This is a genomic window from Polaromonas sp. P1_F6, from assembly GCF_056405695.1.
The window spans coordinates 560693-583891 of the sequence record NZ_JBFUBQ010000002.1 but is presented as its reverse complement, the minus strand read 5'-3'; the positions used below and the strand labels follow the sequence as shown (position 1 = coordinate 583891).

Annotated in this window: 26 protein-coding genes; 15 read left to right on the top strand and 11 right to left on the bottom strand. The window is 62.6% G+C overall.

Annotated elements, in window-relative coordinates:
- Window positions 1–13: 13 nt before the first annotated feature.
- The 4 genes from AC1DY9_RS08630 to AC1DY9_RS08615 all read left to right on the top strand — a co-directional run bounded on the left by AC1DY9_RS08630 (window position 14) and on the right by AC1DY9_RS08615 (window position 4515).
- Entirely contained in the window at window positions 14–655 is a 642-nt protein-coding gene (locus AC1DY9_RS08630; protein ID WP_477666295.1) for a 2-dehydro-3-deoxy-6-phosphogalactonate aldolase, read from the top strand.
- A 2-nt stretch (window positions 656–657) separates the two neighbouring features.
- On the top strand, window positions 658–1446 hold the full coding sequence (locus tag AC1DY9_RS08625; RefSeq protein ID WP_457279269.1) for an SDR family NAD(P)-dependent oxidoreductase: 789 nt from the start codon (window positions 658–660) through the stop codon (window positions 1444–1446).
- Between the two features lie 206 nt (window positions 1447–1652).
- On the top strand, window positions 1653–4022 hold the full coding sequence (locus AC1DY9_RS08620; RefSeq protein ID WP_477666294.1) for a heavy metal translocating P-type ATPase: 2370 nt from the start codon (window positions 1653–1655) through the stop codon (window positions 4020–4022).
- Between the two features lie 91 nt (window positions 4023–4113).
- The gene (locus AC1DY9_RS08615; protein ID WP_477666293.1) at window positions 4114–4515 is read left to right on the top strand and encodes an SRPBCC family protein; all 402 of its coding nucleotides are present in this window, start codon (window positions 4114–4116) and stop codon (window positions 4513–4515) included.
- A gap of 2 nt (window positions 4516–4517) precedes the next feature.
- Here AC1DY9_RS08615 and AC1DY9_RS08610 read toward each other — a convergent pair whose 3' ends face one another.
- Window positions 4518–5144 (bottom strand): LysE family translocator, encoded by a 627-nt coding sequence (locus tag AC1DY9_RS08610; RefSeq protein WP_477666292.1) that lies wholly within the window; start codon window positions 5142–5144, stop codon window positions 4518–4520.
- Window positions 5145–5263: 119 nt separating this feature from the next.
- On the opposite strand from AC1DY9_RS08610, the gene AC1DY9_RS08605 reads away from it, so the two are divergent.
- Complete coding sequence (locus tag AC1DY9_RS08605) at window positions 5264–5944, top strand: DNA-3-methyladenine glycosylase I (protein ID WP_477666291.1); 681 nt, start codon at window positions 5264–5266, stop codon at window positions 5942–5944.
- Window positions 5945–6322: 378 nt separating this feature from the next.
- Here AC1DY9_RS08605 and AC1DY9_RS08600 read toward each other — a convergent pair whose 3' ends face one another.
- The 4 genes from AC1DY9_RS08600 to AC1DY9_RS08585 all read right to left on the bottom strand — a co-directional run bounded on the left by AC1DY9_RS08600 (window position 6323) and on the right by AC1DY9_RS08585 (window position 9624).
- Entirely contained in the window at window positions 6323–7297 is a 975-nt protein-coding gene (locus tag AC1DY9_RS08600; RefSeq protein ID WP_457279273.1) for a magnesium and cobalt transport protein CorA, read from the bottom strand.
- Window positions 7298–7366: 69 nt separating this feature from the next.
- Entirely contained in the window at window positions 7367–7840 is a 474-nt protein-coding gene (locus tag AC1DY9_RS08595; RefSeq protein WP_457279274.1) for a MaoC family dehydratase, read from the bottom strand.
- 25 nt (window positions 7841–7865) lie between these two features.
- Window positions 7866–9077: an MFS transporter gene (locus AC1DY9_RS08590; RefSeq protein WP_477666395.1), complete on the bottom strand. Its 1212-nt coding sequence runs from the start codon at window positions 9075–9077 to the stop codon at window positions 7866–7868.
- Window positions 9078–9144: 67 nt separating this feature from the next.
- Window positions 9145–9624, bottom strand: coding sequence for a MarR family winged helix-turn-helix transcriptional regulator (locus tag AC1DY9_RS08585; protein WP_457279275.1), 480 nt, complete (start codon window positions 9622–9624; stop codon window positions 9145–9147).
- A gap of 48 nt (window positions 9625–9672) precedes the next feature.
- On the opposite strand from AC1DY9_RS08585, the gene AC1DY9_RS08580 reads away from it, so the two are divergent.
- Window positions 9673–10227: a PaaI family thioesterase gene (locus AC1DY9_RS08580; RefSeq protein ID WP_457279276.1), complete on the top strand. Its 555-nt coding sequence runs from the start codon at window positions 9673–9675 to the stop codon at window positions 10225–10227.
- Here AC1DY9_RS08580 and AC1DY9_RS08575 read toward each other — a convergent pair.
- Complete coding sequence (locus AC1DY9_RS08575) at window positions 10224–11096, bottom strand: MBL fold metallo-hydrolase (protein WP_457279277.1); 873 nt, start codon at window positions 11094–11096, stop codon at window positions 10224–10226. The genes AC1DY9_RS08580 and AC1DY9_RS08575 overlap by 4 nt on opposite strands.
- 78 nt (window positions 11097–11174) lie before the next feature.
- On the opposite strand from AC1DY9_RS08575, the gene AC1DY9_RS08570 reads away from it, so the two are divergent.
- The 7 genes from AC1DY9_RS08570 to gloA all read left to right on the top strand — a co-directional run bounded on the left by AC1DY9_RS08570 (window position 11175) and on the right by gloA (window position 15722).
- Complete coding sequence (locus AC1DY9_RS08570; protein WP_457279278.1) at window positions 11175–11504, top strand: ArsR/SmtB family transcription factor; 330 nt, start codon at window positions 11175–11177, stop codon at window positions 11502–11504.
- On the top strand, window positions 11501–11935 hold the full coding sequence (locus AC1DY9_RS08565) for a YeeE/YedE family protein (RefSeq protein ID WP_457279279.1): 435 nt from the start codon (window positions 11501–11503) through the stop codon (window positions 11933–11935). Before AC1DY9_RS08570 ends, AC1DY9_RS08565 begins: the two co-directional genes overlap by 4 nt.
- Before the next feature lie 10 nt (window positions 11936–11945).
- Complete coding sequence (locus AC1DY9_RS08560) at window positions 11946–12362, top strand: DUF6691 family protein (RefSeq protein ID WP_477666290.1); 417 nt, start codon at window positions 11946–11948, stop codon at window positions 12360–12362.
- Window positions 12363–12672: 310 nt separating this feature from the next.
- Window positions 12673–12975 carry a hypothetical protein gene (locus tag AC1DY9_RS08555; protein ID WP_457279281.1) on the top strand — a complete coding sequence of 101 codons (303 nt, stop codon included), beginning with the start codon at window positions 12673–12675 and terminating at the stop codon, window positions 12973–12975.
- A gap of 23 nt (window positions 12976–12998) precedes the next feature.
- On the top strand, window positions 12999–13346 hold the full coding sequence (locus tag AC1DY9_RS08550; RefSeq protein WP_457279792.1) for an N-acyl amino acid synthase FeeM domain-containing protein: 348 nt from the start codon (window positions 12999–13001) through the stop codon (window positions 13344–13346).
- Between the two features lie 101 nt (window positions 13347–13447).
- Window positions 13448–15163, top strand: a complete 1716-nt coding sequence (locus AC1DY9_RS08545) for an ATP-binding response regulator (RefSeq protein ID WP_477666289.1) — start codon at window positions 13448–13450, stop codon at window positions 15161–15163.
- Between the two features lie 148 nt (window positions 15164–15311).
- Complete coding sequence (gene gloA, locus AC1DY9_RS08540) at window positions 15312–15722, top strand: lactoylglutathione lyase (RefSeq protein WP_457279283.1); 411 nt, start codon at window positions 15312–15314, stop codon at window positions 15720–15722.
- Between the two features lie 100 nt (window positions 15723–15822).
- Here gloA and eda read toward each other — a convergent pair whose 3' ends face one another.
- The 3 genes from eda to AC1DY9_RS08525 all read right to left on the bottom strand — a co-directional run bounded on the left by eda (window position 15823) and on the right by AC1DY9_RS08525 (window position 19032).
- Window positions 15823–16437: a bifunctional 4-hydroxy-2-oxoglutarate aldolase/2-dehydro-3-deoxy-phosphogluconate aldolase gene (eda, locus tag AC1DY9_RS08535; protein ID WP_477666394.1), complete on the bottom strand. Its 615-nt coding sequence runs from the start codon at window positions 16435–16437 to the stop codon at window positions 15823–15825.
- A gap of 38 nt (window positions 16438–16475) precedes the next feature.
- Window positions 16476–18293 carry a phosphogluconate dehydratase gene (gene edd / locus AC1DY9_RS08530; protein WP_477666288.1) on the bottom strand — a complete coding sequence of 606 codons (1818 nt, stop codon included), beginning with the start codon at window positions 18291–18293 and terminating at the stop codon, window positions 16476–16478.
- Window positions 18294–18456: 163 nt separating this feature from the next.
- Complete coding sequence (locus AC1DY9_RS08525; protein WP_477666287.1) at window positions 18457–19032, bottom strand: OmpA family protein; 576 nt, start codon at window positions 19030–19032, stop codon at window positions 18457–18459.
- A gap of 120 nt (window positions 19033–19152) precedes the next feature.
- On the opposite strand from AC1DY9_RS08525, the gene AC1DY9_RS08520 reads away from it, so the two are divergent.
- Window positions 19153–19698: a gamma-glutamylcyclotransferase gene (locus tag AC1DY9_RS08520; RefSeq protein ID WP_457279794.1), complete on the top strand. Its 546-nt coding sequence runs from the start codon at window positions 19153–19155 to the stop codon at window positions 19696–19698.
- Between the two features lie 87 nt (window positions 19699–19785).
- The gene (locus AC1DY9_RS08515; RefSeq protein ID WP_477666286.1) at window positions 19786–20310 is read left to right on the top strand and encodes a superoxide dismutase family protein; all 525 of its coding nucleotides are present in this window, start codon (window positions 19786–19788) and stop codon (window positions 20308–20310) included.
- A 25-nt stretch (window positions 20311–20335) separates the two neighbouring features.
- Here the strand turns inward: AC1DY9_RS08515 and AC1DY9_RS08510 are convergent, their stop codons facing one another.
- Both AC1DY9_RS08510 and AC1DY9_RS08505 read right to left on the bottom strand, forming a co-directional pair.
- Window positions 20336–20884: a nucleotidyltransferase family protein gene (locus AC1DY9_RS08510; RefSeq protein ID WP_477666285.1), complete on the bottom strand. Its 549-nt coding sequence runs from the start codon at window positions 20882–20884 to the stop codon at window positions 20336–20338.
- Window positions 20884–23178 (bottom strand): xanthine dehydrogenase family protein molybdopterin-binding subunit, encoded by a 2295-nt coding sequence (locus AC1DY9_RS08505; RefSeq protein WP_457279288.1) that lies wholly within the window; start codon window positions 23176–23178, stop codon window positions 20884–20886. The genes AC1DY9_RS08510 and AC1DY9_RS08505 overlap by 1 nt, the downstream gene beginning before the upstream one ends.
- Window positions 23179–23199: the final 21 nt, after the last annotated feature.

Here is a 23199-nt window from a genome sequence, read left to right as displayed (position 1 = left end):
CCTGCAGAACACCATGAACAACGCTCACCAAAAATTTTCCCAGGCCCTCGGCGCCCTCCCCCTGGTGGCCATCCTGCGCGGACTGACGCCGGCGGAGGCCCTGCCTGTCGGCCAGGCACTCGTTGCCACGGGCTGGACGTTGATCGAAATTCCGCTCAACTCACCCCAGCCGCTGGACAGCATTGCCGCCATGGCCAGCACCTTTCCGCAGGCTTTGGTCGGTGCGGGCACGGTGCTGACTCCTGAAGCCGTACGTGACGTCCACGCCGCGGGTGGCCAGCTCATCGTTTCGCCCAATTTCAACCCGGCGGTGGTGCGCGAAGCTGTCCGCCTCGGCCTGGTGTGCCTGCCCGGCATCATGACTGCCAGCGAGGCATTTGCTGCGCTCGAAGCGGGCGCGACAGGGCTGAAGATTTTCCCGGCCGAAATGATTACCCCGGCAGTCGTGAAAGCCCTTCGTGCGGTGCTGCCCGCGCAAGCCGCAGTACTGCCGGTCGGCGGCATCACGCCTGCCAATATGGCGCCCTACCTGGCCGCGGGTGCCAACGGTTTCGGCATCGGATCGGCACTCTACAAACCAGGTTCTTCCGCCGCCCAGGTCTCCGAATCTGCTATGGAATTTATAGCTGCTTGCGCTGGTACCATAAGGGCATGAGCATGATTTCACCTACAGAAACGTCCCTGGTATCGTTCGGGCTGGCGGGCCGCGTCTGCATCGTCACCGGCGGTGCCCAAGGCATCGGCGAGGCCTGCGTGCGGCGTTTTTCGCGTGAGCAAGCGCAGGTCGTCATCGCCGATATAGACGACGCGCGCGGCACGGCGCTGGCCACAGAACTCGGCGGCCTGTATGTTCATTGCGACGTGGGCGACAAAGTGCAAGTCGATGCGCTGGTTGAACAAACCGTGGCCGCGCACGGCCGCATCGACGTGCTGGTCAACAATGCCGGCATCTTCAAGGCCGCAGAGTTTCTGGACGTGACGGAAGCCGACTTCGACGCCGTACTGCGCATCAACCTCAAGGGATCTTTCCTGGTCGGGCAGGCCGTGGCGCGCGTGATGGCGGCCGCCGGCAAGGGCAGCATCATCAACATGAGCTCAGTCAACGGCGTGCTCGCCATTCCCACCATTGCCAGCTACAACGTCAGCAAAGGCGGCATTAACCAGCTCACGCGCGTGATGGCGCTGTCGCTGGCCAGCCAGGGCGTGCGCGTCAACGCGGTTGCCCCCGGCACCATCGCCACCGAACTGGCCGCCAGGGCCGTGCTCACCAGCGACGAAGCCAAGGCCAAGATCATGAGCCGCACCCCCATGAAGCGCCTGGGCGAGCCCTCGGAGATCGCCGACACGGTAGCCTACCTCGCCAGCGACGCCGCCAGCTATATCACAGGCGAAATCGTCGTGGTCGATGGTGGGCGCATGACGCTGAACTACACCGTGCCGGTGTAGCCTGGCATGCACGCGAAAGCGTGCCGGTTTTCCCCTTTCAGTTGATGTGGATCATGCAATCCACCGCGGAAGGCGCTGAAGATCACCAGAGCCTTCCAGGGGAAACTCTCCTCCAATCCAGAGGGGCTTGACCTTCCCACAGGGGGAAGGTCTACCCTTGTTCATGGGCCTGGTCCAGGTCTGCAGAACACCAAAGGAAGCCCTCCATGAACCACACCTCCCACGCCGCACCGGGAACCGCACAGGCAAACGCTCACCTGCCGCCCACCGCCCCGGACGAACTGAAAGACCCGGTCTGCGGGATGGACGTCACCACGGCATCCGCACACCATCTTGAGCACGAGGGAAGGCCTTATTACTTCTGCAGCGCCGGCTGCCAGGCCAAATTCTCCGCAGATCCGGCGGCCTATGTCGGTGCGCTCAAAGCAGAGCCTGCGCCCGAAGCGGCGCGCGGGCCTGATGCGGGCCAGGCCGGCGGAACTCTTTACACCTGCCCCATGCACCCGGAAATCCGGCAGGACCATCCGGGCAACTGCCCAATCTGCGGCATGACACTGGAGCCCGTCATGCCCAGCCTTGACGAGGACGAAAACCCGGAACTCGTCTCCTTCACCCGCCGCTTCTGGTGGACGCTGCCGTTGAGCATGGTGGTGACGGTGCTGGCCATGTTCGGCCACCAGCTCGGCTGGTTCGACATGACTGTCCAGAGCTGGATAGAACTGGTGCTGAGCCTGCCGGTCGTATTGTGGGCAGGCTGGCCCTTCTTTGTGCGTGGCGCGCAATCAGTCGTCCACCGCAGCCCGAACATGTGGACCCTCATCAGCCTGGGAACAGGCGCGGCCTTTGCCTACAGCGTGGTCGCCACCCTCGCGCCCGGTGTGTTTCCGGAGTCGTTTATTTCCATGGGCCGTGTAGCGGTTTACTTTGAGGCGGCGGCCGTGATCATTTCACTGACGCTGCTCGGCCAGGTGATGGAACTGAAGGCGCGCTCGCAAACTTCCGCCGCGATCAAGTCATTGTTGGGACTGGCGCCCAAAACCGCGCGGCGCATCAAGGCCGACGGCACCGAGGAAGACGTGCCGCTAACCCACGTGCACGTGGGAGACAACCTGCGCGTGCGCCCCGGCGAAAAAGTGCCCGTCGACGGCATCGTTACCGAGGGCGGCAGCGCCGTCGATGAATCCATGCTGACCGGAGAACCCCTGCCCGTGAGCAAGCGTCCGGGCGACAAGCTGATAGGCGCCACGCTCAACACCAGCGGCGCCCTGGTGATGCGCTCCGAGCGCGTCGGCGCGCAAACCATGCTGTCGCAAATCGTTCAGATGGTCGCGCTGGCCCAACGCTCGAAGGCACCCCTGCAGCGCATGGCCGACCAGGTGGCCGGATGGTTTGTCATGGCCGTGGTGGCCGTGGCCGTACTGACCTTTCTGGGATGGGGATTTTTCGGCCCGCAGCCGAGCTGGGTTTACGGCCTGATCAACGCGGTAGCAGTGCTGATCATCGCCTGCCCCTGTGCACTGGGCCTGGCCACGCCGATGTCCATCATGGTCGCCACCGGCAAGGCGGCCGGCCAGGGCATTCTTTTCCGCGATGCGGCGGCGATTGAACACCTGCGCACCGTCGACGTACTGATCGTCGACAAGACCGGCACGCTGACGGCCGGCAAGCCGGCGTTCGACCGCGCGATTCCCGCCACCGGCTTCAGTGCCGACGAAGTGCTGGGGCTGGCCGCCAGCCTGGATCAGGGCAGCGAACACCCATTGGCCGAGGCCATAGTAGCCGCAGCGCGCGCTCGCGGCCTGACGCTGGACACGCCAGAGAACTTCGAGTCCGCCAGCGGCATCGGCGTCAGCGGGCATGTGGCTGGTCGGCTGCTCGCGCTAGGCAATACGGCGTTGATGGCGCAAGTTGGTGTTTCGGTGGATTCGCTGCTGGCCCAGGCGGAGGCCCTGCGGGCCGAGGGCGCCAGCGTGATGCACCTGGCGGTCGACGGCCGGCTTGCGGGCCTGCTCGCCGTGGCCGATCCGGTGAAAGCCAGCACGCCCGAAGCGCTGGCAGCGCTCAAAGCCGCCGGCCTGCGCGTGATCATGGCCACAGGCGACGGCCTGACCACCGCCAAAGCCATCGCCGGGCGCCTGGGCATTGACGAAGTGCACGGCGGCGTGCTGCCGGCCGACAAACTGGCACTGGTCAAGCGCCTGCAGGATGAAGGCCATATCGTTGCCATGGCCGGCGACGGCATCAATGACGCCCCGGCCCTGGCGCAGGCCAACGTGGGCATTGCCATGGGCACAGGCACCGACGTGGCCATGAACAGCGCCCAGATCACGCTGGTCAAGGGTGATTTGCGCGGCATCGCACAGGCCCGGAAAATCTCGGAAGCGACGATCGCCAACATGAAGCAGAACCTCGGTTTTGCCTTCGTCTACAACTCCCTCGGTGTACCGCTGGCCGCGGGGCTGCTCTTTCCCTTCACCGGCTGGCTGCTGTCGCCCATGATCGCGGCCCTGGCGATGAGCCTGAGTTCGGTGTCGGTGATCAGCAATGCGCTGAGGCTGCGCGAAAAGCGTTTTTAACCGGTGCTTAATCAGGGCTGACTTCGCCCGGTTTGATTGCTAAGCTGCGATGACAAGGCGTCACTCCGACGCCAGCCAGACTGGGGTCACCATGGCCACGATCTACAAGGAATTCACCGTCGACGCCGGCATAGACAGCGTCTGGGACGCGCTGCGCGATTTCAACGCTGTGCACCGGCGCCTTGCGCCGGGCTTCGTGGTCGACTGCAAGCCCGGCGAAGGCGGCCGCACCGTAACCTTTGCCAACGGCATGGTTGCGCACGAAGTGCTGGTGGGCATCCATGAAGGGATGCACCGCCTCAGCTACACCGTGGTCGGCGGCAAGGCCACCCATCACATGGCTTCGGCGCAGCTGTTTACCGAGGGCGAAAACCGCACCCGCTTTGTCTGGATCACCGACGTGCTGCCCGATGCGCCGGGGGAATACATCGACGTGATGATGACCCAGGGCGCGGCGGTGATGCAGCAGGCACTCGGCAGGCCGGCCGTTTGAATTCAGGCCGGGCGCTTGGCCAGCAAGGCCCAGACACCCGCCGTGGACAGCAGCGAGCCGCCCGCGAAATTAAAACGCCGCTGCGCGCGCGGCGAGGCCAGCAGTGTGCGGGCCGAAGTGGCAAACACCGCGTACAGCGTGGCGTTCAGGCTGGCCATCAACACAAAGGTCACCGCCAGCACCCAGAGCTGTCGCGTCACGTCGGCGCCGGGGTTAATGAACTGGGGCAAGAAAGCCACAAAAAACACAATGCCCTTGGGGTTGAGTGCGGTGACCAGGTAGGTATTGCCGAACAGCCTCCACAAGGAGCCCGGCGCCTCGGGCGCTGCGGTCTGCATGGGCGAAATTCCGGCGCGCAGGAGCTTGATGCCCAGATAAAGCAGATACAGGCCGCCCGCCCACTTGACTGCCGTGAACCAGAAGGCCGAGGCCGCGAGCAAAGCGCCCAGGCCGAACAACGAGACCACCAGCGCCGTCGAGTCACCCAACGCCACGGCGGCCACCAACGGAATGTTGGCACGCTTGCCGTGCGCCATCGAGTAGCTGATGACCGTCAGGATGGTCGGGCCCGGGATGATGAGAAGGACGACGGTTGCGGCGACGAAAGCGAGCCAAAGCTGGATGGACATGGTGCGTTGTTCCGAAGTTGTGGATCGGTGAGAGGGAGCGTGCGTCATGATACTGCCGGGCTGCCAAAGATGAGTCACCTCACGCGCACCGCCCTGCCCGCATCTGCCTAAAATTGCCCATGCCTTCCGCCACCCCTCCCAAGCGCCCCAACGTTGCACCCTCGCCGGCTGCCGGCATTTTTATCGATGACACCCACACCGCGCGCTGCGCCTGGTGCCAGGCAACGCCCCTTTACCGCAACTACCACGACAGCGAGTGGGGCTTTCCGGTGGACGATGAACGCCGGCTTTTTGAAAAAATCTGCCTCGAAGGCTTTCAGGCTGGCCTCAGCTGGCTGACCATCCTGAACAAACGCGAATCCTTTCGCAGCGCGTTCGCGAACTTCGATGCCGAGCAGGTGGCCCGCTTTGACGCGCGCGACATCAAACGCCTGGTCAACGACGCGGGCATCGTGCGGCATGCGGGGAAGATTGCTTCGACCATCAACAATGCAAAGCGCGTCATCGAACTGCGCAAAGAATTTGGCTCACTGGGCGCTTTTGTCTGGCGGCTGGAGCCCGAGGCCAAGAGCCGGCCCGCGCGCATCACACATGAGGCCGTCAAAGCCATGCCGACTTCCCCCGCCTCCGTCGCCTTGTCCAAAGACCTCAAAAAGCGCGGCTGGAGTTTTGTGGGCCCCACCACGATGTATGCCTTCATGCAGGCTATGGGTCTGGTCAACGACCACATCGAGGGATGCACCAGCCGCAAGGCGGCGCTGGCCGCCCGCAAGGCTTTCACCCCGCCGCGCCTTTCGTGACCTAGAGCCGCTCAAAAACCCAGCGTAGCGGTCCCGGCTAGGCGCGTCGCCGCAGACAGTGCTTAGGGCCTGTGAGCCCTGTGTTTGCAAGATGCGTTGCGAGTCAAAAAGGCTTTGAGCAAGGCGCAAAATGCAGGCGGGGCGAGCCCCGTCAAGGCTTTGCAACGCCGCGCAAGGCCTTTTTGAKCGCAACCCGGAGGGAATGGGGTGAAAACGGCGCCACTCSGCGTTGCRCTCCTCACCCAGACTCCCGGTCTGGGATTCGTCRCRCGCCTTGATTGGCGCCGTTTTCACCCCATTCGCATTTGYAAACACAGGACTAACAGGCCCAAGCACGGCAAGGCGACGCAACAACGCCAGGAGGGGTTTTGAGTGGCTCTACAACCAGCGCGCTCGCTTGAAACGCCAGTACAGCAGCGAGCACGCCACCACAATCATGCTGATGGCCATGAGATAGCCGTAACGCCATTTGAGTTCGGGCATGGCTTCGAAGTTCATGCCCCATATGCCGGCAAACGCCGTGCAGACCGCAAAGATACTGGCCCAGGCCGCGAGCTTCTTGGTCACCTCGCTTTCCTCGATGGTCACCATCGCCAGGTTCACCTGGATAGCAGTGCCTATGGTGTCGCGCATGTTTTCGATCAGTGCGTTGATGCGCGACAAATGGTCGACCACGTCACGAAAGTAATCCTGCACACCGCTGCAAATTTGCGGAACCCGGCCGCCATAGAGTTTGCTGGCCCCTTCGAGCAGCGGCGCCACTGCGTGCTTGAGCACCATCACGCTGCCCTTGAGTTCGTAGAGCCGTTCGATGTTCTTTCGCGCAGCACCGGGCGTGAAGATTTCCTTCTCGATGAGCTCCAGCTCGGTCTCGAGTGCGTCGAGGATGGGAAAGTAGCGGTCAACCACCGCGTCCATCAGGGCGTACAGCACAAAACCCGAACCGTTGCGCAGCAACTCCGGTTCGCGCTCGCAGCGTTCACGCACGCCCAGAAACCCCTTCTGGCTGCGGTTGCGCACCGAGAGTACATAGTTTTTCCCGGTGAACACATCCACCTCGCCGACGTGGAGTTCGCCCGGCTTGTCGTTGGACTGCTCAATCAGGTGCAGTACCGAAAACAGCGAAGCGCCGTATTCCTCGATTTTCGGGCGTTGGTGGCCGTGCCGGGCATCTTCGACCGCCAGTTCATGCAGGCCGAACTCATGCTGCATTTCTTCAAGCTCTTCCGGCGTGGCGTCTTGCAACGCCACCCAGACGAATGCATCAGGGCGGCAGATGTAGTCGCTGATCTCGGTGACGGGAATGTCGGCAAGCTTGGTGCCGTTCTGGTAGACCACGCAATTGATAAGCATCTGTTGTTTCCCGCAAGTTGTCTGCCTGCGTGAATTCTGGCACAGCGCTGATATGCCGTCACGCTGAGATCAGGTTGGGCGGCGCGGAACCACCAGGTTGTAGACGGATTGCTGCAGCACCTCGCCGTGCTGGTTGAACGTCTGGCTGCGCACTACCACCCGGCCCCGGTCGGGCCGCGAGGCTGAGGGCGTCACGCTCACCACTTCCGTTTTTACATGCAGCACATTGCCGGGACGCGTAGGCCTTGGCCAGCTGATTTCGCCGCCCGCGCCTACGATGCCACCGGCCAGTGGCAGGCCACCGCCCACCAGCAGGCGCATGGTGACGGCCGCCGTGTGCCAGCCGCTCGCGGCCAAGCCGCCAAAGAGTGTGGCTTTGGCCGCTTCGTGGTCCAGGTGAAATGGCTGCGGATCAAACTGCGCGGCGAAAGAGGTGATTTGAGCCTCGTCGAGTGCATGCTCGCTGCTGACGAAGCGGTCACCCACCTTGAGGTCATCGAGATAACGGGGTTCCGGAATGTCGGCTTCAGGAATATTGCTCATGCATTTCTTTCGCTTAGGCAGACACTCAGGTTGCGGCCCTGGCGGCCATTTGCCGAGGCAGCAGCGCTTCGCGGATCGGCAGGTTCACCAACGCGGCGCCTGTGGCCAGCACGATGTCGATGTACCAGACCCAGTCGTAGCTGCCGGTTGCCTGGAATATATAGCCGCCCAGATAAGCACCCAGGAAACCACCCACCTGGTGCGACAACATCACCACGCCGAACAGCATGGCCATGTTGGCCGTACCGAACATCTTGGCGACCAGGCCCACGGTGGGCGGAACGGTCGAAAGGAAGGTCACGCCCATGACGGCGGCAAAGATCAGCATCACGGCCGGGGTCTTGGGCGCCAGCAGGAAGATGAGTACGGCGAGGCCACGCGTTGCATAGAGCAGCGCCAGCAAGGACTTCATGCGCCAGCGGCCGACGGCCCAACCCATGGCCAGACTGCCGACGATGTTGAAGAGGCCAATCATCGCAAGCGACCAACCGCCAATTTCGGGCGGCAAGCCGCAGGCCGCTATCACGCCGGGGAGGTGAGTCGCCAGAAACGCCACGTGAAAACCGCACACCAGAAAACCCGCCGCGAGGTAACGGTAGCTAGGCGTTGCGATGGCCTGGCTAATGGCTTGACGTGCGCTCAGCGCTTTCGTGCCCGAGGCCGCCGCAGCCTGGGCTGCCAGCGCATTCGAATTGCCTTTCAGCACCAGCACCGCAGGCACCGCCAGCAGCACCAGCGCGCCCAGCCACTGCATCGCACTGGCCCAGCCGACAGCGGCGGTCAGGCCAATGGCAATAGGCGCCATCGCGAACTGGCCAAAGGAGCCGCCCGCATTGACGATGCCGGTGGCGAGACCCCGCTTTTCCGGTGGCACCAGGCGCGTGCTGGCGGCCATGAGCACCGACGGGCCCGCCATGCCGGCGCCGCCTGCTGCGAGCATGCCGATGGCAAATATCAGGCCGGCCGTGCTGGTCATGAGCGGAGTGATGACGGTGCCCACTGCGACCAGCACGACACCCAAAAAGATCACGCGGCCTGTGCCGATACGATCAGCCACCGCGCCAGCAAAGGGCTGTGTGAGCCCCCACCAAAGCTGACCGAAAGCGAAGGCCAGGCTGATGCTGCCTACGCCCAGCGCGGTGGACGTATTCAGCGCCGACAGGAAGAGGCCCATGGTCTGGCGCACACCCATGGTGAGGGCAAAAGTGCCGCCGGCGGCCAGCAGCACCAGCCACATCGCGATGCGGCGCGCTGGCAGTGCAGTGGAAGAAGCGGAAGGCGCAGAGGAATTGGAAGGCTCGGTATTACTCATCATCAGCTCCAGATTCGATGGGGGACAAAAGCTCTAAAGATTCGTTGATCAGGTTATGCAGGGCCAGCACACGCCCGGCGCCCAGCAGCGCGTTAAGCTGCTCCTGCGCAGCCCTCCACCGCGATCGGGCCTCCTCACGCTTGGCACGGCCCGCGTCAGTCAGCATCACGGTACGGCTGCGCGCATCGGTGCCTGCGGCGAGCTCAATCCAGCCGGCGTCGATCAGCGGCTTGAGGTTGCGCGTGAGGGTGGAGGCACTCATCTTCATGCCACGCGCCAGCTCGCCCGGTCGCATGGGGCCCAGCTTCAGCACATAAGTCAGCAGGGAATACTGCGTTGTCTTCAGGCCCGCCTTGGTCATTTCAAGGTCGTAGTGGTGCGCGACGCGGCGCATCAGCTGGCGCAGCTTGACATTGGTGCAGCCCTGCACTTTGAGTTCGGCCTGGGTTGACAGGCGGGTTTTCTCGCTCATAATTTAATTGTAGCTACAATCATTGTATATGCAACATTTATAAATACCATGACCCCACAAGACACATTGACTCAGTGGATGGAACAAAGCGCCGCGGTGCGCGCCCGCATGGTCGGCGGCGGCGGCAAGCCGGGCCTGGCCCGGCCCGAAGACGTGATGGGCAAGACCGGCATGGAAGTGATGCAGGCCATGTTGGCCGGTGAGCTGCCCTACCCCCACATTGCCGAGACACTGGACTTTGCGCTGATTGAAATCGAACCCGGCAAAGCGACCTTTCAGGGCACACCGCAGCTCAAGCACTACAACCCGCTGGGCACGGTGCATGGTGGCTGGTACGCCACGCTGCTCGACTCCGCCGTGGGCTGCGCTGTGCACACCATGATGCCGGTGGGCCGGGCCTACACCACGGCCGAGCTCAGCATCAACATCGTGCGCGCCGCCTCGCACAAGACCGGACCGCTGCGCGCCATAGGCACCGTGATCCACTGCGGCCGGCAGCTGGCCACCGCAGAAGGCCGCATCGTGGGGCCGGACGGCAAGCTGTATGCGCATGCGACCACAACTTGCCTGGTGTTTGAGGTACCGGCGCAGAAGACCAGCTAAGCGCCGAAGGCGTTGACGGGGATCTTGAGGTAACTGACACCGTTGCATTCAGGCGGCGGCAAACCACCCGCGCGGATATTGACCTGGATTGAAGGAAGAATCAACGAGGGCATGCCCAGCGTCGCATCCCGGGCCGCGCGCATGGCGACAAAAGCCTCTTCGGAGATGCCGTCATGCACATGGATATTGGCGCGGCGCTGCTCACCCACAGTGGTTTCCCACTGAGGCGCACGTTCTCCAGGCGGGTAGTCGTGGCAGACGAAGATCCGGGTTTCTGCCGGCAGTAATAGCAGCTTGCGGATAGAGCGGTACAACTGGCGGGCGTCGCCGCCCGGGAAATCCGCGCGGGCGGTGCCTACGTCGGGCATGAAGAGCGTGTCGCCCACAAACACGGCATCACCCGCAAGGTAGGCCATGTCCGCGGGCGTATGGCCGGGTACATGCAGGGCGCTCATCTCCAGATTGCCCAGCCTGAATATCTCGCCGTCCCTGAGCAGGTGGTCGAACTGGTTGCCATCCGGCGCAAATGAATGCTCCAGGTTAAAAATCGATTTGAAGGTGGCCTGCACGGTGCATATATGTTCGCCAATGGCGGTCCTGCCGCCGGCCTGCGCCTTCAGGTAGTGCGCGCCCGAGAGGTGGTCAGCGTGCGCGTGGGTTTCCAGGATCCACTCGACCTGAAGGCCCTGCCGCGCCACATGGGCCAGCACCTGGTCGGCCAGCTCCGTGCTGGTGCGCCCCGATTTGAAGTCATACCCCAGCACCGGGTCGATGATGGCCGCCTGCCCTGTGCCGCTGTCCGCCACGACATAGGTGACGGTCCCGGTCAGGGGATCAAAAAATGCCTGGGGATTCAGCGGGCTTGGCATGGATGGTTTCTTTCATCGAAGAGGTCGCCTTTACATTATATATTTTCATATAATATCAAGAAGCCCCAACACACAGCCATGAAATCATCCCCTCCCGTTTTGGACCCCGGGCTGCTTCGCGACGCGGCCGCACAAGCCGTGGGTGCACTCAAGGCGCTGGCCAATGAAGACCGGTTGCTGCTACTCTGCCAGCTCTCGCAGGGCGAGCGCTGCGTGAGCGAGCTCGAGCAGGACCTGGGCATACGCCAACCCACGCTCTCGCAGCAGCTCGGTGTGCTGCGCAATGAAGGCGTGATCATCCCGCGCCGGGACGGCAAGAACATTTATTACCGCGTGGCCGAACCCGGGACGCTGGAAATCCTGGCGTTGCTCTACCGCCTGTATTGCCCTGAAGGAAACAAGCAATGACCCTGGACTGGAACGCCTTCACACCCTGGTCCGCACTGGCGGGCGGCCTGCTCATAGGCCTGGCCGCCGCGATGTTCGTACTGCTCAACGGGCGCATCGCCGGCATCAGCGGAATTCTGGGCGGGCTGCTCAAGCCGGCGCGCAGCGACATGGGCTGGCGCGTGGCCTTTATCGCCGGGCTCGTCGGCGCCCCATGGGCCTATGCCGCATTCTCGGCCTTGCCTCCCGTACAGGTGGATGCCGGCTATGGCCTGCTGGTCATCGCCGGCTTGCTGGTGGGCGTCGGCACGCGCTATGGCGCGGGCTGCACCAGCGGCCATGGCGTGTGCGGGCTTTCAAGGCTGTCGCCGCGTTCGCTGGTGGCCACGGTGACTTTCATGGCTACCGGTTTTACCGTGGTGTTTCTGGTGCGCCATCTGTTCAAACTTTAGGAGAATGACCATGCTGCTGCTGTCCTCCCTGCTGGCGGGCCTGGTGTTCGGCCTGGGCCTGATCGTCTCGGGCATGGCCAATCCCGCCAAGGTCCTCGGCTTCCTGGATCTTGCCGGCCCCTGGGACCCGTCGCTGGCCTTTGTCATGGCCGGCGCCATTGCCGTGGGCCTCTTCGCTTTCCTGCTGGCTAAAAAAAGGAGCCGCTCCCTGTTGGGCGCGGATATGAAACTGCCGGCCGCGGGCCCTGTGGATCGCAGGCTGCTGGCCGGTAGCGCCCTCTTCGGGATGGGATGGGGGCTTGCCGGTTTTTGCCCCGGCCCGGGCCTGGTGGCCCTTGGCATGGGCGAACCCAAGGCCACCGTGTTTGTGCTTGCCATGCTGGCCGGCATGGCGATCTTCGAGTTGCTCGAAAGACGGCGGCCCTAGCCCCCACGCAACTACGCCACTTGGCCGGCATGGCCCTCCAAAAAGCCGGTTCGATGACCTGACCGAAAGATATCCTTAAAGAAGGGCTCGCACCAGGACCAAAGATCCCGGCCGACTGTCCGCATGCGGACAATTTATGTTCTTTTTTCGATTCGACCCGCTATTCAAGCGGAATATGCGGGGAAGCCCCTGTTATATCTGACAGGGTAAGGCTTGATTCAGCCTTGCACGGCGCATAGACTGCGCGAACATCAAAAGAAGAATGAGAGCATTTGGCAAAGACAAGCACTCAACCTGGAAATACAACGCAATGATTACCTCCCTGAACGACCATGCGCCAACCCCCTTCCAGGTTCTGCGCCAGCCGATGGATGCTCCAGACGCCATTTTCCTCACCGGCGGAACACCCTTCATTTCGGCCCCTCCCCGGGGAAACTTCGTCGAGGAAATCACGCTCTGCCATCTGGATACTCCGTTAAAGATGGAAAAAGTCCAGAGCCTGCGCGGCCACATCAACCTGCCGTCCGGATGCCGTGACGCGCGGTTTTTTGAACAAGAAAAAAAAGAGACGAATTGGGCTTTGTGTTTGCATTTGAGTTCCAACGCGTGGTGATTGGCACCTTGAGGCTGGTTCCCATGCACAGGGGGCTGACCTCACTTGAAAAGCTGTTGGCGGAAAAACAATTGATTGAGCCAGAGACCTGCCGAAACAGCTGGGAAATCGGGCGCCTTGTGCTCAATCCCGATTACAGAAGCGGCCCCGATCTTGTGAAGCGATGCATATTTTTGGGTGTTTCGTATCTTGCGCGGCATACCGATGGGCAAGACCTCTTTGCCTCCTGCACGCCGGTGCTGAGCCGCTTGTACAGGCGTTTCGGGTTTTCCCCCATCGCAAACAATATACGGGTGGATGGGGCGGACGAATCGTTTACCCTGATACATGGACAGGTACCGGACATTCTCAAATCGTCTGACTGTCAGTAAGTCATGCACGGGAATATTTCATATTGCAGCAGCATCCTCCACCAGAGACCGGAAGAGGCTGCTGTTGATGGTTTTCCCGCGCCAACAGAATTGAAATATATATGGGCTGGTTAAAAAGACTCTTTGGCCACTATGAGGCTTACCACGCACATGGCAGGCCCTTGCTCAAATACATTGGCATCGTAGGCGCCCTGACCTATGTGGTGTTTTACCTGATACGGTTCACGAAACCCAATCCTCGCCCCTACGATGACCTGGGAATGCGGGTGCTGGTCGTAATTCTCTTTACCGTGCTGGCCATGAAAAATCACTGGCCACAGAAACTTAAAAAATACTACTTTTCCTACTCCTATTGGGCATTGATCTATTGCCTGCCGTTTTTCAATGTATTTCTTTCGCTGAAGCGGCACGGAGGTATCCCCGCGATCTCCAACTGTTTTATCGCGCTCAGTTTTCTTGTCATGATCGCCGACTGGCGCAACACGATTGCCATGTTGGTGATCGGTTGCGGCAGCGCGGCGTTGCTGTACGTCGCCATCACGCCCAACCCCTCAATACCCATGGACATGGTGGCCCAGCTTCCGGCCTACCTGCTGATTCTTATCGGCGGCGCCGCATTCAAGCTTTCGGAAAAGCAGATAGATGCCGAAAAATTGCGCATCGCAAACTCCCTTGCCGGCTCGATCGCCCATGAAATGCGCAACCCGCTCGCACAGGCCAAGATGAGCCTGGAGAGTATCGGGGAAATGCTGCCCGCGAACGGCATCGCGGTCCCCGCCGAACACACATCCCGCATGCGCCAGTTTGTCAACATGGGGGAGATCGCTGTACACAGGGGTAACCAGGTGATTGACCTGATCCTGGGATCCTTCAAGTCCAGCGCGGTGGACCGAAGCAAATTTGAGTATTTATCCGCCGCAAAAATAACTCAGAAGGCGGTGGACGAATACAGTTTTTCCGATCGACACCTGCGCGGTGATGGTGGCAACTTACGTGACAGTGTCACAGTGCGTGTCGTGAAGGACTTCACCTTTTACGGAGACGAAACCCCCTATGTTTTTGTGCTCTTCAACCTGATCAAGAACGCGCTCTATTACCTCGACCAAAAGTCCGGCGCAACGATCGTACTGACGGTAGACGATCACAAGGTGACCGTCAGAGACACGGGCCCGGGCATCGACAAGGAGGTGTTGGCGCACCTGTTCGAGTCCTTCATGACCTCAGGAAAGGCCGAGGGGACGGGCCTTGGGCTGTCGTATTGCAAACGCACCATGCAAAGTTTTGGCGGTGATATTCATTGTGATTCCGTGGTCGGTGAATTTACGCAGTTCACGCTGACCTTCCCCCCAATACCGCAAACCGGGACGGGCAAGGCCCTCGCTGCTGCGGAAACGCCTCGACAGGCAGCCCGCCCCATCATCCCCGGCAATGTGCTGGAGGGCAGAACCGTCATATTGGCCGAAGACGACGAACTTAACCGCATCATGGTGGGGGAGCGCTTGAAAAGCTGGGGCTTGACAGTGCTGGAGGCCGAAGGGGGACGCCAGGTACTGGCCCACCTGGACAGCACCCCACGTGTCGATTTGATCTTGATGGACATGAACATGCCCGGGTTGAACGGCGTGCAGACGACCCAGGCGATTCGCTCGCGTGATTGGGAGCATCAGGGTATTTTTATCCTCGCACTTTCCGGGAACTCCGATGAGCTTGATGTCAGGACAGCCTTGAACGCCGGCATGAATGGCTACATCCTGAAAAATGGCGACATGAAGTTGCTGCAAGGAAAAATGCTGGAGGCTTTGGCGGCAACAGAGTAGCCCGGGGAAAATCCAACCCCGCGAAGTCCCTCATCGGTCATTGCGCGGCATGCATCGCCATCGCCTTTGCATCCCTACGCAAGCGGCCTGCACAGGAAGCGAAGATTGGCGACAATGGGCAGTCCGGCCACTTCCCACCTTCATCACCATGCGACTCCTACACACCATGCTGCGCGTTGGCAGTCTCCAACGCTCCATCGACTTCTACACGCAGGTTCTTGGCATGAAGCTGCTGCGCACCTCGGAAAATCCCGAGTACAAATACAGCCTGGCCTTTGTCGGCTATGAAGGCAACCCGGCGCAGGCCGAAATCGAGCTGACCTACAACTGGGGCACCGAAAGCTACGACATGGGCACGGCTTTTGGCCATATCGCGCTGGGCGTGCCAGACGCCTATGCGGCCTGCGAGAAGATCAAGACGGCGGGCGGCAACGTCACGCGCGAGGCCGGCCCGGTCAAGGGCGGCACCACGGTGATTGCCTTTGTGACGGACCCGGACGGCTACAAGATTGAGCTGATCCAGCGTGATGAAAGTGCTGCGGGCGCTGGCCTGCGTTAGTTCATTGCGCTTCACTGCTATTCTTTTAATAGCTGCTTGCGCTCATCCAGAAAGGCTGGGAGCGCTATTTTCCTCATAAATAGCGGGCAGGCTGCCAGGCTCAGGCAGCATTGCGTGCCAGCTGGCAGGCCTGAAAAGCCAGTGCAGTGACGTGTGACCAGTTGCCGCGAGCCAGCGTGTCCGCAGGGGTCAACCAGGACCCGCCTACACACACCACATTGGGCAGCGCCAGAAACTCAGGCGCATTGGCCACCGTGACGCCGCCCGTCGGGCAAAACCGCACATCGCCAAAGGGGCCGTTCCAGGCCTTCAGCATGGCCGGGCCGCCCGCCYGCATGGCCGGGAAAAATTTGAGTTCTGTCAGGCCGTCTTCCTGCGCCATCATGATCTCGCTGCCGGTGGCCACCCCTGGCAGCAGCGGCAGGCCCGCATCCCTGCAGGCCTGCCCCATCGCATGGGTGTAACCGGGGCTTACCGCAAAGCGTGCACCGGCCATGGCGCAGGCCTGGGCGTCGGCGGCACTACGCACAGTGCCCGCCCCCACCACGGCTTCGGGCACATCGCGCGCAATGGCCTCAATGCAGGCCAGCGCTTGCGGCGTGCGCAGGGTGACTTCGAGCATGCGGATGCCGCCCGCCACCAGCGCACGTGCCAGCGGCACCGCCTGGCTCACGTCGGTCAGCACAATCACGGGTATCACTGGGGCATCCTGCATGATCTGCAGGGGGGTCAGTTTTCCGCTGACGTTCAGGTTTATATCCACGATAAAGCTCCTTCTTCAGCCGTCAGCGCGTGACGGCGCATACCGGCAAACAACTCTCGTCCCATGCCGATGCCGTTGGCCGCGCGCAAATCGGCAGGCATGGTGTCGACCGGCCTGGCGGTCCATTCTGCATCGTTCACCAGTACCTTCAATTCGCCGGTGATGGCGTCCACACGAATTACATCACCGTCGCGCACCTTGGCCAGCGGGCCGCCGGCAGCGGCCTCGGGCGACACATGGATGGCGGCCGGCACCTTGCCCGAAGCGCCGCTCATGCGGCCGTCGGTGACCAGCGCGACCTTGAATCCCTTGCCCTGCAGCACGGCCAGCGGCGGCGTCAGTTTGTGCAGCTCGGGCATGCCGTTGGCTTGTGGGCCTTGCCAGCGCACCACACACACCACATCGCGGTTGAGTTCTCCGGCGCTGAACGCGATGTGCAAGGCTTCCTGCGAATCAAACACCCGCGCAGGCGCTTCAATCACATGCCGGTCGTCAGGCACCGCCGACACCTTGATCACGCTGCGGCCCAGGTTGCCTTGCAACAGCTTGAGGCCGCCCGTGGCGCTGAATGGTTTGGCAGGTGTGCGCACGATGGTTTCGTCTTTGGAAGCGCCCACGTCGTGCCAGGCAAGCGCCGCGCCGGCCAGCGCCGGTTCGCGTGTGTATTCGCGGATGCCGCCTTCACGCACCGTGAGCACGTCTTCATGCATGAAGCCCGCGTCCAGCAATTCGCGAATGATGAAGCCGGGGCCGCCTGCGGCCTGGAACTGGTTCACGTCGGCGCTGCCGTTGGGGTAGACGTGGGCCAGCGTCGGCACCACATCGGAGAGGTCGGAAAAATCATTCCAGTCGATCACAATGCCGGCCGAATGCGCGACGGCTACCCAATGGATCAGGTGATTGGTGGAGCCGCCAGTGGCGAGCAGCGCGACCATGGCATTGACGATGGCTTTTTCATCGACGATCTGGCCGATGGGCGCAAAGCGCTTCGCCTTGACGATGCCCAGCACGGTGCGTGCCGCCTCGCGCGTGAGCTCCTCACGCAGTGCGTTGCCGGGGTTCACAAACGCAGTGCCCGGCACGTGCAGGCCCATGGCTTCAAGCAGCAGCTGGTTGCTGTTGGCGGTGCCGTAGAAGGTGCAGGTGCCGGGGCTGTGATAGGACTTGAACTCGGAATCAAGCAGGGCGTCACGGCCGACCAGGCCTTGCGCGGCCTGCTCACGCACGTGGGCTTTTTCCTTGTTGGGAATGCCCGATGTCATGGGCCCGGCCGGCACAAACACCGTAGGCAGATGCCCGAACTGCAGCGCGCCTATCAAGAGGCCCGGCACGATCTTGTCGCATACACCCAGCATCAGCGCCGCGTCGAACATGTCGTGCGACAACGCAACGGCCGTACTCATGGCAATCACGTCGCGGCTGAAGAGGCTGAGCTCCATGCCGCTGGTGCCTTGCGTCACGCCGTCGCACATCGCAGGTACGCCACCGGCCACCTGCGCCGTGGCGCCCAGCTTGCGCGCCTCGTCCTTGATGAAGGACGGGTAGGCCTGGAGCGGGGTATGCGCCGACAGCATGTCGTTGTAGGCGGTGACGATGCCGATGTTGGGCCTGCGCTCGGTCACCACCTTGAAGCGGTCGTCCAGCGGCATGCCGGCAAAGGCATGCGCCACATTGGCGCAACCCATGCGGTCCAGGCCGGGTTCGCGGGTGGCGGCAGCGCGCAGGTGTGCAAGGTAGGCGCTGCGCGTGGGAAGGCTGCGCTCTGCGATACGGGCGGTGATTTTTAAAACTGCGGGGTGAAGGGCCATGTTGTAACTCCGGTCATGGTCAAGTCACTGGGTATGTAACTTTATTACTGACTCTATGGTAACGGGTTACCGGCCTGTTTACCGCCACATGGTTACTACGTGGTTACGAAACGCAGCCCAAAAGCTGCTCTGCAAAGTTCTGAAACAACCCGTGAGTGCGGCTTTACTGGAGGGTAATTTCCACACGCCGCGCTTCGGCGTCGCTGCCGCCGCCTACAAGCTGCTCGGGTTTTTTCAGCACAATCTGGCGATCGGAAACACCGGCCTGCTTCAGTGCCTCGCGCACGGCAAGGGCCCGCTGCCGGGCAAGCGCTGCATTTTTCTGGGCGTCCCCTGTGGCATCGTGAAAACCGGTGATCACCAGCGTGCGGCCAGCCTTGGCGGCCTTGACCACTTCACCCAGGGCAGCACCCGCACCGTCCGCAAGGTCTGCATCGCCCGAGGCAAAATAAAACCGCACCGCGCCTTGCTCCACCTTCACGCTGGCGGCGTCGGCTGCAGCCTGCGAAGCCCGGCCGGCAATGTTCGCGGCATGGTCCACGGTGCTGGCTGGCTCGGCAAGCGTCGGCGCCACCTCTGGCACGGGCAGGGATATTTGGGCAGGGGCAACAGCGGCGGAAGGCGCCCGGCCGAGCCGATGCATGCAAAGCCCCACCACCAGCGCGATCACGAAAGCCACGAGGCCGAGAACGACCGCCAACACCAAGCCTTGCTGGCCCTCATCGTCCTGAGAAAACATTGCCCACTCCCGTCACTAAATCCGTCACAAAAACTCAGCGCATTGTAAAGTGCGGCTGTGGAAAATTCAGCCCAACAAGCCGCCAGCCCCGGCATCAGCGTTTCCCGCAACCCGGACCACATGCTTGAGACCGTCATCCGCGAATGGGGCGGCCAAAGCGATCTCTGGATCTTCGCCTATGCCTCGCTCATCTGGCGCCCGGAGTTTGAACATGCCGAGGAGCGTTTTGCGACCATCCACGGCTACCACCGCGCCCTGAAGATGTGGAGCCGCCTGAACCGCGGCACGCCGGAATGCCCGGGCCTGGTGTTTGGCCTCCTGCACGGCGGCAGTTGCAAGGGGATGGTGTTTCGGATACCGCAGGCGCAGGTTGCCGGCGCCCTGCCCGCGCTGTGGGAACGCGAAATGCCCAATGGCGTGTACGACCCCAAGTGGCTGCGCTGCCAGACTGCAGAGGGCAATGTGCGGGCGCTGGCCTTCACCTTGTCCAAGCGCAGCCCCAACCATACGGGCGTGCTCAGCGAAGACGTTTACCGGCAGATCTTTTCGGACTCGTGCGGGCGCTACGGCACCACGCGCGAATATGCGCAACTCACCTACGACAAACTTAAAACCCTGGGAATTCACGACCACGCGCTGGGGAAGCTGCTGGAGCTGGCCAAATAGGCCCAGACAGCGGAGGCCCCTGCCTTGTCAGCAGGGACAAGGCGCCCTACAGTCAGCCACTGAATCAACCATCAGGAGACCTGCATCATGAAATACCACCTGGCACCACTCGCCACCGCCCTTGCCGCCTTTGTACTGGCCGCCTGCGCCTCATCCATGAACGGCCCGCGCGCCGTGGCCCAGCTGCAAAGTACCACCGGCAATACCGCCTCCGGCACCGTCAGCTTTGTGCAGAGCGGCGACAAGGTGCTGGTCTCAGGCGAGATACGCGGCCTCAAGCCCAATGCCGAGCACGGTTTTCATGTGCATGAAAAAGGTGACTGCTCCAGCGGCGACGGCATGAGTGCAGGCGGGCACTTCAACCCCACCGGCCAGCAGCACGGCAGCCATGCCGACATGGCCCATCACACAGGCGACCTGCCCAGCCTGAAAGCCGATGCCAGCGGCGTCGCGAAATTCAGCTTTGAATCAAAGACCCTCTCAGTCGGCAGCGGCACGACCGACATCGTCGGCAAGGGCCTGATCGTTCACCGTGACCCCGACGACTACAAGACCCAGCCCACCGGCAACTCCGGCCCGCGGCTGGCCTGCGCAGTCATCGCAAAGGGCTGAGAGCTCCCGAGGCCGTTCAGGGCGGTCAACGCTGGCTGAACAGTTCTTCAGCCCGGCGCAAATCGTCCAGCGTGTCGATGTCGGTGACTGTGCCTTCATCGGCCACGCCCATGAATGCTACAGAATTGATAGCTGCTTGCGCACGTACTACGGGCGCTGCACCCTGATTTCCCTTTAAATCCAGCAAGGCATCGCGGCACGCGGCCGAAAACCCGACCGGGTGGCCGCGCGTGCCCCTGAACACCGGCACCACCACCGCGTGCTGCGCCAGCGCGTCGGCCACTGCCTGCAGCGTGGCGGCCTGCACCATCGGCAAATCACCCGGCAAAATCAACCAGCCCGCAGCTTCGGGCGTGGCCCGCACGGCGGCCGCGATGCAGTCGCCCATGCCAGGGTGGCCGGCATCTTCCAGGTGCCAGGGCAAGCCGCTGGCAGCCACGGCGTCCAGCGTGTGCTGCAGCACCGGCTTGCCGGCCAGCAGCGCCTGCAGCTTGTGCGTGCCGCCACCCGACGCGGCAAAGCGCTCACCCCGGCCTGAGGCCAGCACCAGCACCGTGGGCTTGCCGCCTGCCATCACGCCAGCTTGAAGGGCAGCTCGCGCGGCGCCGGCTTGCCTGTGAGCTTGGCGATCGCATTGGCAAAGGCGGGGGCCAACGGCGGCAGGCCGGGCTCGCCCAGACCCGTGGGCGCATCGGCGCTAGGCACGATGAAGACGGCAACCGTCGGCATGTCGGTGATACGCGGCACGGGAAAGTCGCCGAAGTTGCTTTGCTCGACCACACCGTCCTTGAGCGTGATGGCCGCACCCGGCAGGCACATCGACAAACCCATCAGCGCCGCGCCCTGTACCTGCGCTTCAATGCTGGTCGGGTTGATGGCGAGGTTGCAATGCACGCCTGCAGTGATGCCGTGCAGCACCGGCGTGTTGTCCTTGACGGATGCCTCGACCACATAAGCCACCACGGTGTTGAACGACTCATGCACCGCCACGCCCCAGGCGCGCCCGGCGGGCAAAGTGCGTTTGCCGTAACCGGATTTGTCGACCGCCAGCTGCAGCGCGGCCGCGTGGCGCGGGTGCTTGCTGCCAAACTGCTTCATGCGCCAGGCCACAGGGTCTTGCCCGCTGCTGCGCGCGACTTCGTCAATCAACGTTTCCATGACGTACGCCGTGTGGGTAGAACCCACGCTGCGCCACCAGAGCACCGGCACATTGAGTTTGGGGTGATGTACGGACAGCCGCATCGGGATATCGTAAGGCTCCTTCATGCCTTCAACCATGGTGCCGTCCACACCATCCTTGACCATAAAACCTTCAAACGGCGTCCCGCCGACGATGGACTGGCCGACGATGACGTGGTCCCAACCCAGGATCTCGCCTTTGTCGTTAAAGCCGATCTCGGCGCGGTGCACATGCATGGGACGGTAGTAGCCACCCTTGATGTCGTCCTCGCGGCTCCACAGTGTGCGCACCGCGGCCGTCAGCCCGGCGCCACGTGCGGCCCTGGCGACATTGCAGGCTTCCACCACGTAATCACTGGTGGCAATCGCGCGCCGGCCAAAGCCGCCGCCGGCCATCTGCACGTTCATCTTGACGTTTTGCGGCGCCACGCCCAGCGCCTTGGAGGCGGCCAGCGCGTCCAGCCCCGGCATCTGCGTGCCCAGCCAGAGTTCGGCTTTCGCGTCCGCGCCCTGCCCGCTCAGCTGCACCGTGCAATTGAGCGGCTCCATGGGTGCGTGAGCCAGGTAAGGAAAGACAAACTCGGCGCTGATCTTCCTGGGTGCTGACGCCAGCTTGCTGATGTCGTCCTTGTATTTGAGTGCGCCGGTTTTCTGCGCCAGCGCGCGGTAGCTGGCCAGTTGCTGCACGCTGTCGACCTTCTCGACGCCGCTGGTGTCCCACTCGACCTTGAGCGCGTCGCGGCCCTGCTTGGCGGCCCAGTAGCCCTCGGCCACCACCGCCACGCCCTCGCCGCCGCGGTCCAGCGGCACGCGCAGCACGGCCTTCACGCCGGGAACGGCTTTGGCCGCGGTGTCGTCCAGCGACTTGAGCTTGCCGGCAAACACCGGCGGATGCGCCACCACGGCTGTCAGCATGCCGGGCAGGCGCACGTCGATGCCGTAGCTTTGGCCGCCGGTGGATTTGGCACGGGCATCGAGCCGGCCCGTGGGCTTGCCGATGATGCGGAACTGTTTCGGATCCTTGAGCGTGACGGCCTCCGGCACCGGCAGCTTCATGGCCGCTTCGGCCAGCTCACCGTACGTCAGGCGCTTGCCGCCGGGGCCAATCACCACGCCTTGCTGCGTGCGCAGGCTGCTTGCATCAACCCCCCATTGCTGCGCGGCGGCCGAGACCAGCATGGCGCGGGTGCGCGCGCCCAGCTCGCGGTACTGCGTGTAGGAGTTTTTGATCGAGCCCGAGCCGCCCGTGAGGTGCATGCCGAAAGCCGGATCCACATAAGCCGGGTCGGCATTGCCGTGCTGGCTTTTGACCAAAGCCCAGTCAGCATCCAGCTCTTCCGCCAGGATCATCGGCAAGCCGGTCTGAACGCCCTGCCCGAAGTCGAGCCGGTTGATGGTGACGGTCACCGTACCGTCCTTGTCGATACGCACAAAGGCCGAGGGCTGCTGGGTCGGCTTGAGGCTGGATGCCGCCGGTGCACCCGCTGTGGCCATGGTTTGCGCTTGCGTCAGCATCGGAAAAGCGCCGAGTGCAAAGCCACCGGCGGTTGCAACCTTGAGGAAACTGCGGCGAGGCAGTTCAGCATCTGCTATGGTTTTGGTAGCTGCTTGCGCTTTATGCATCAGGGCTTGAAGGCCTTTTGGCAGTTGAGCGGCGATGTCGAAGGTGTCTGTGGCGTTGGAATACATGGTGTTCTCCTTCTTTAAACC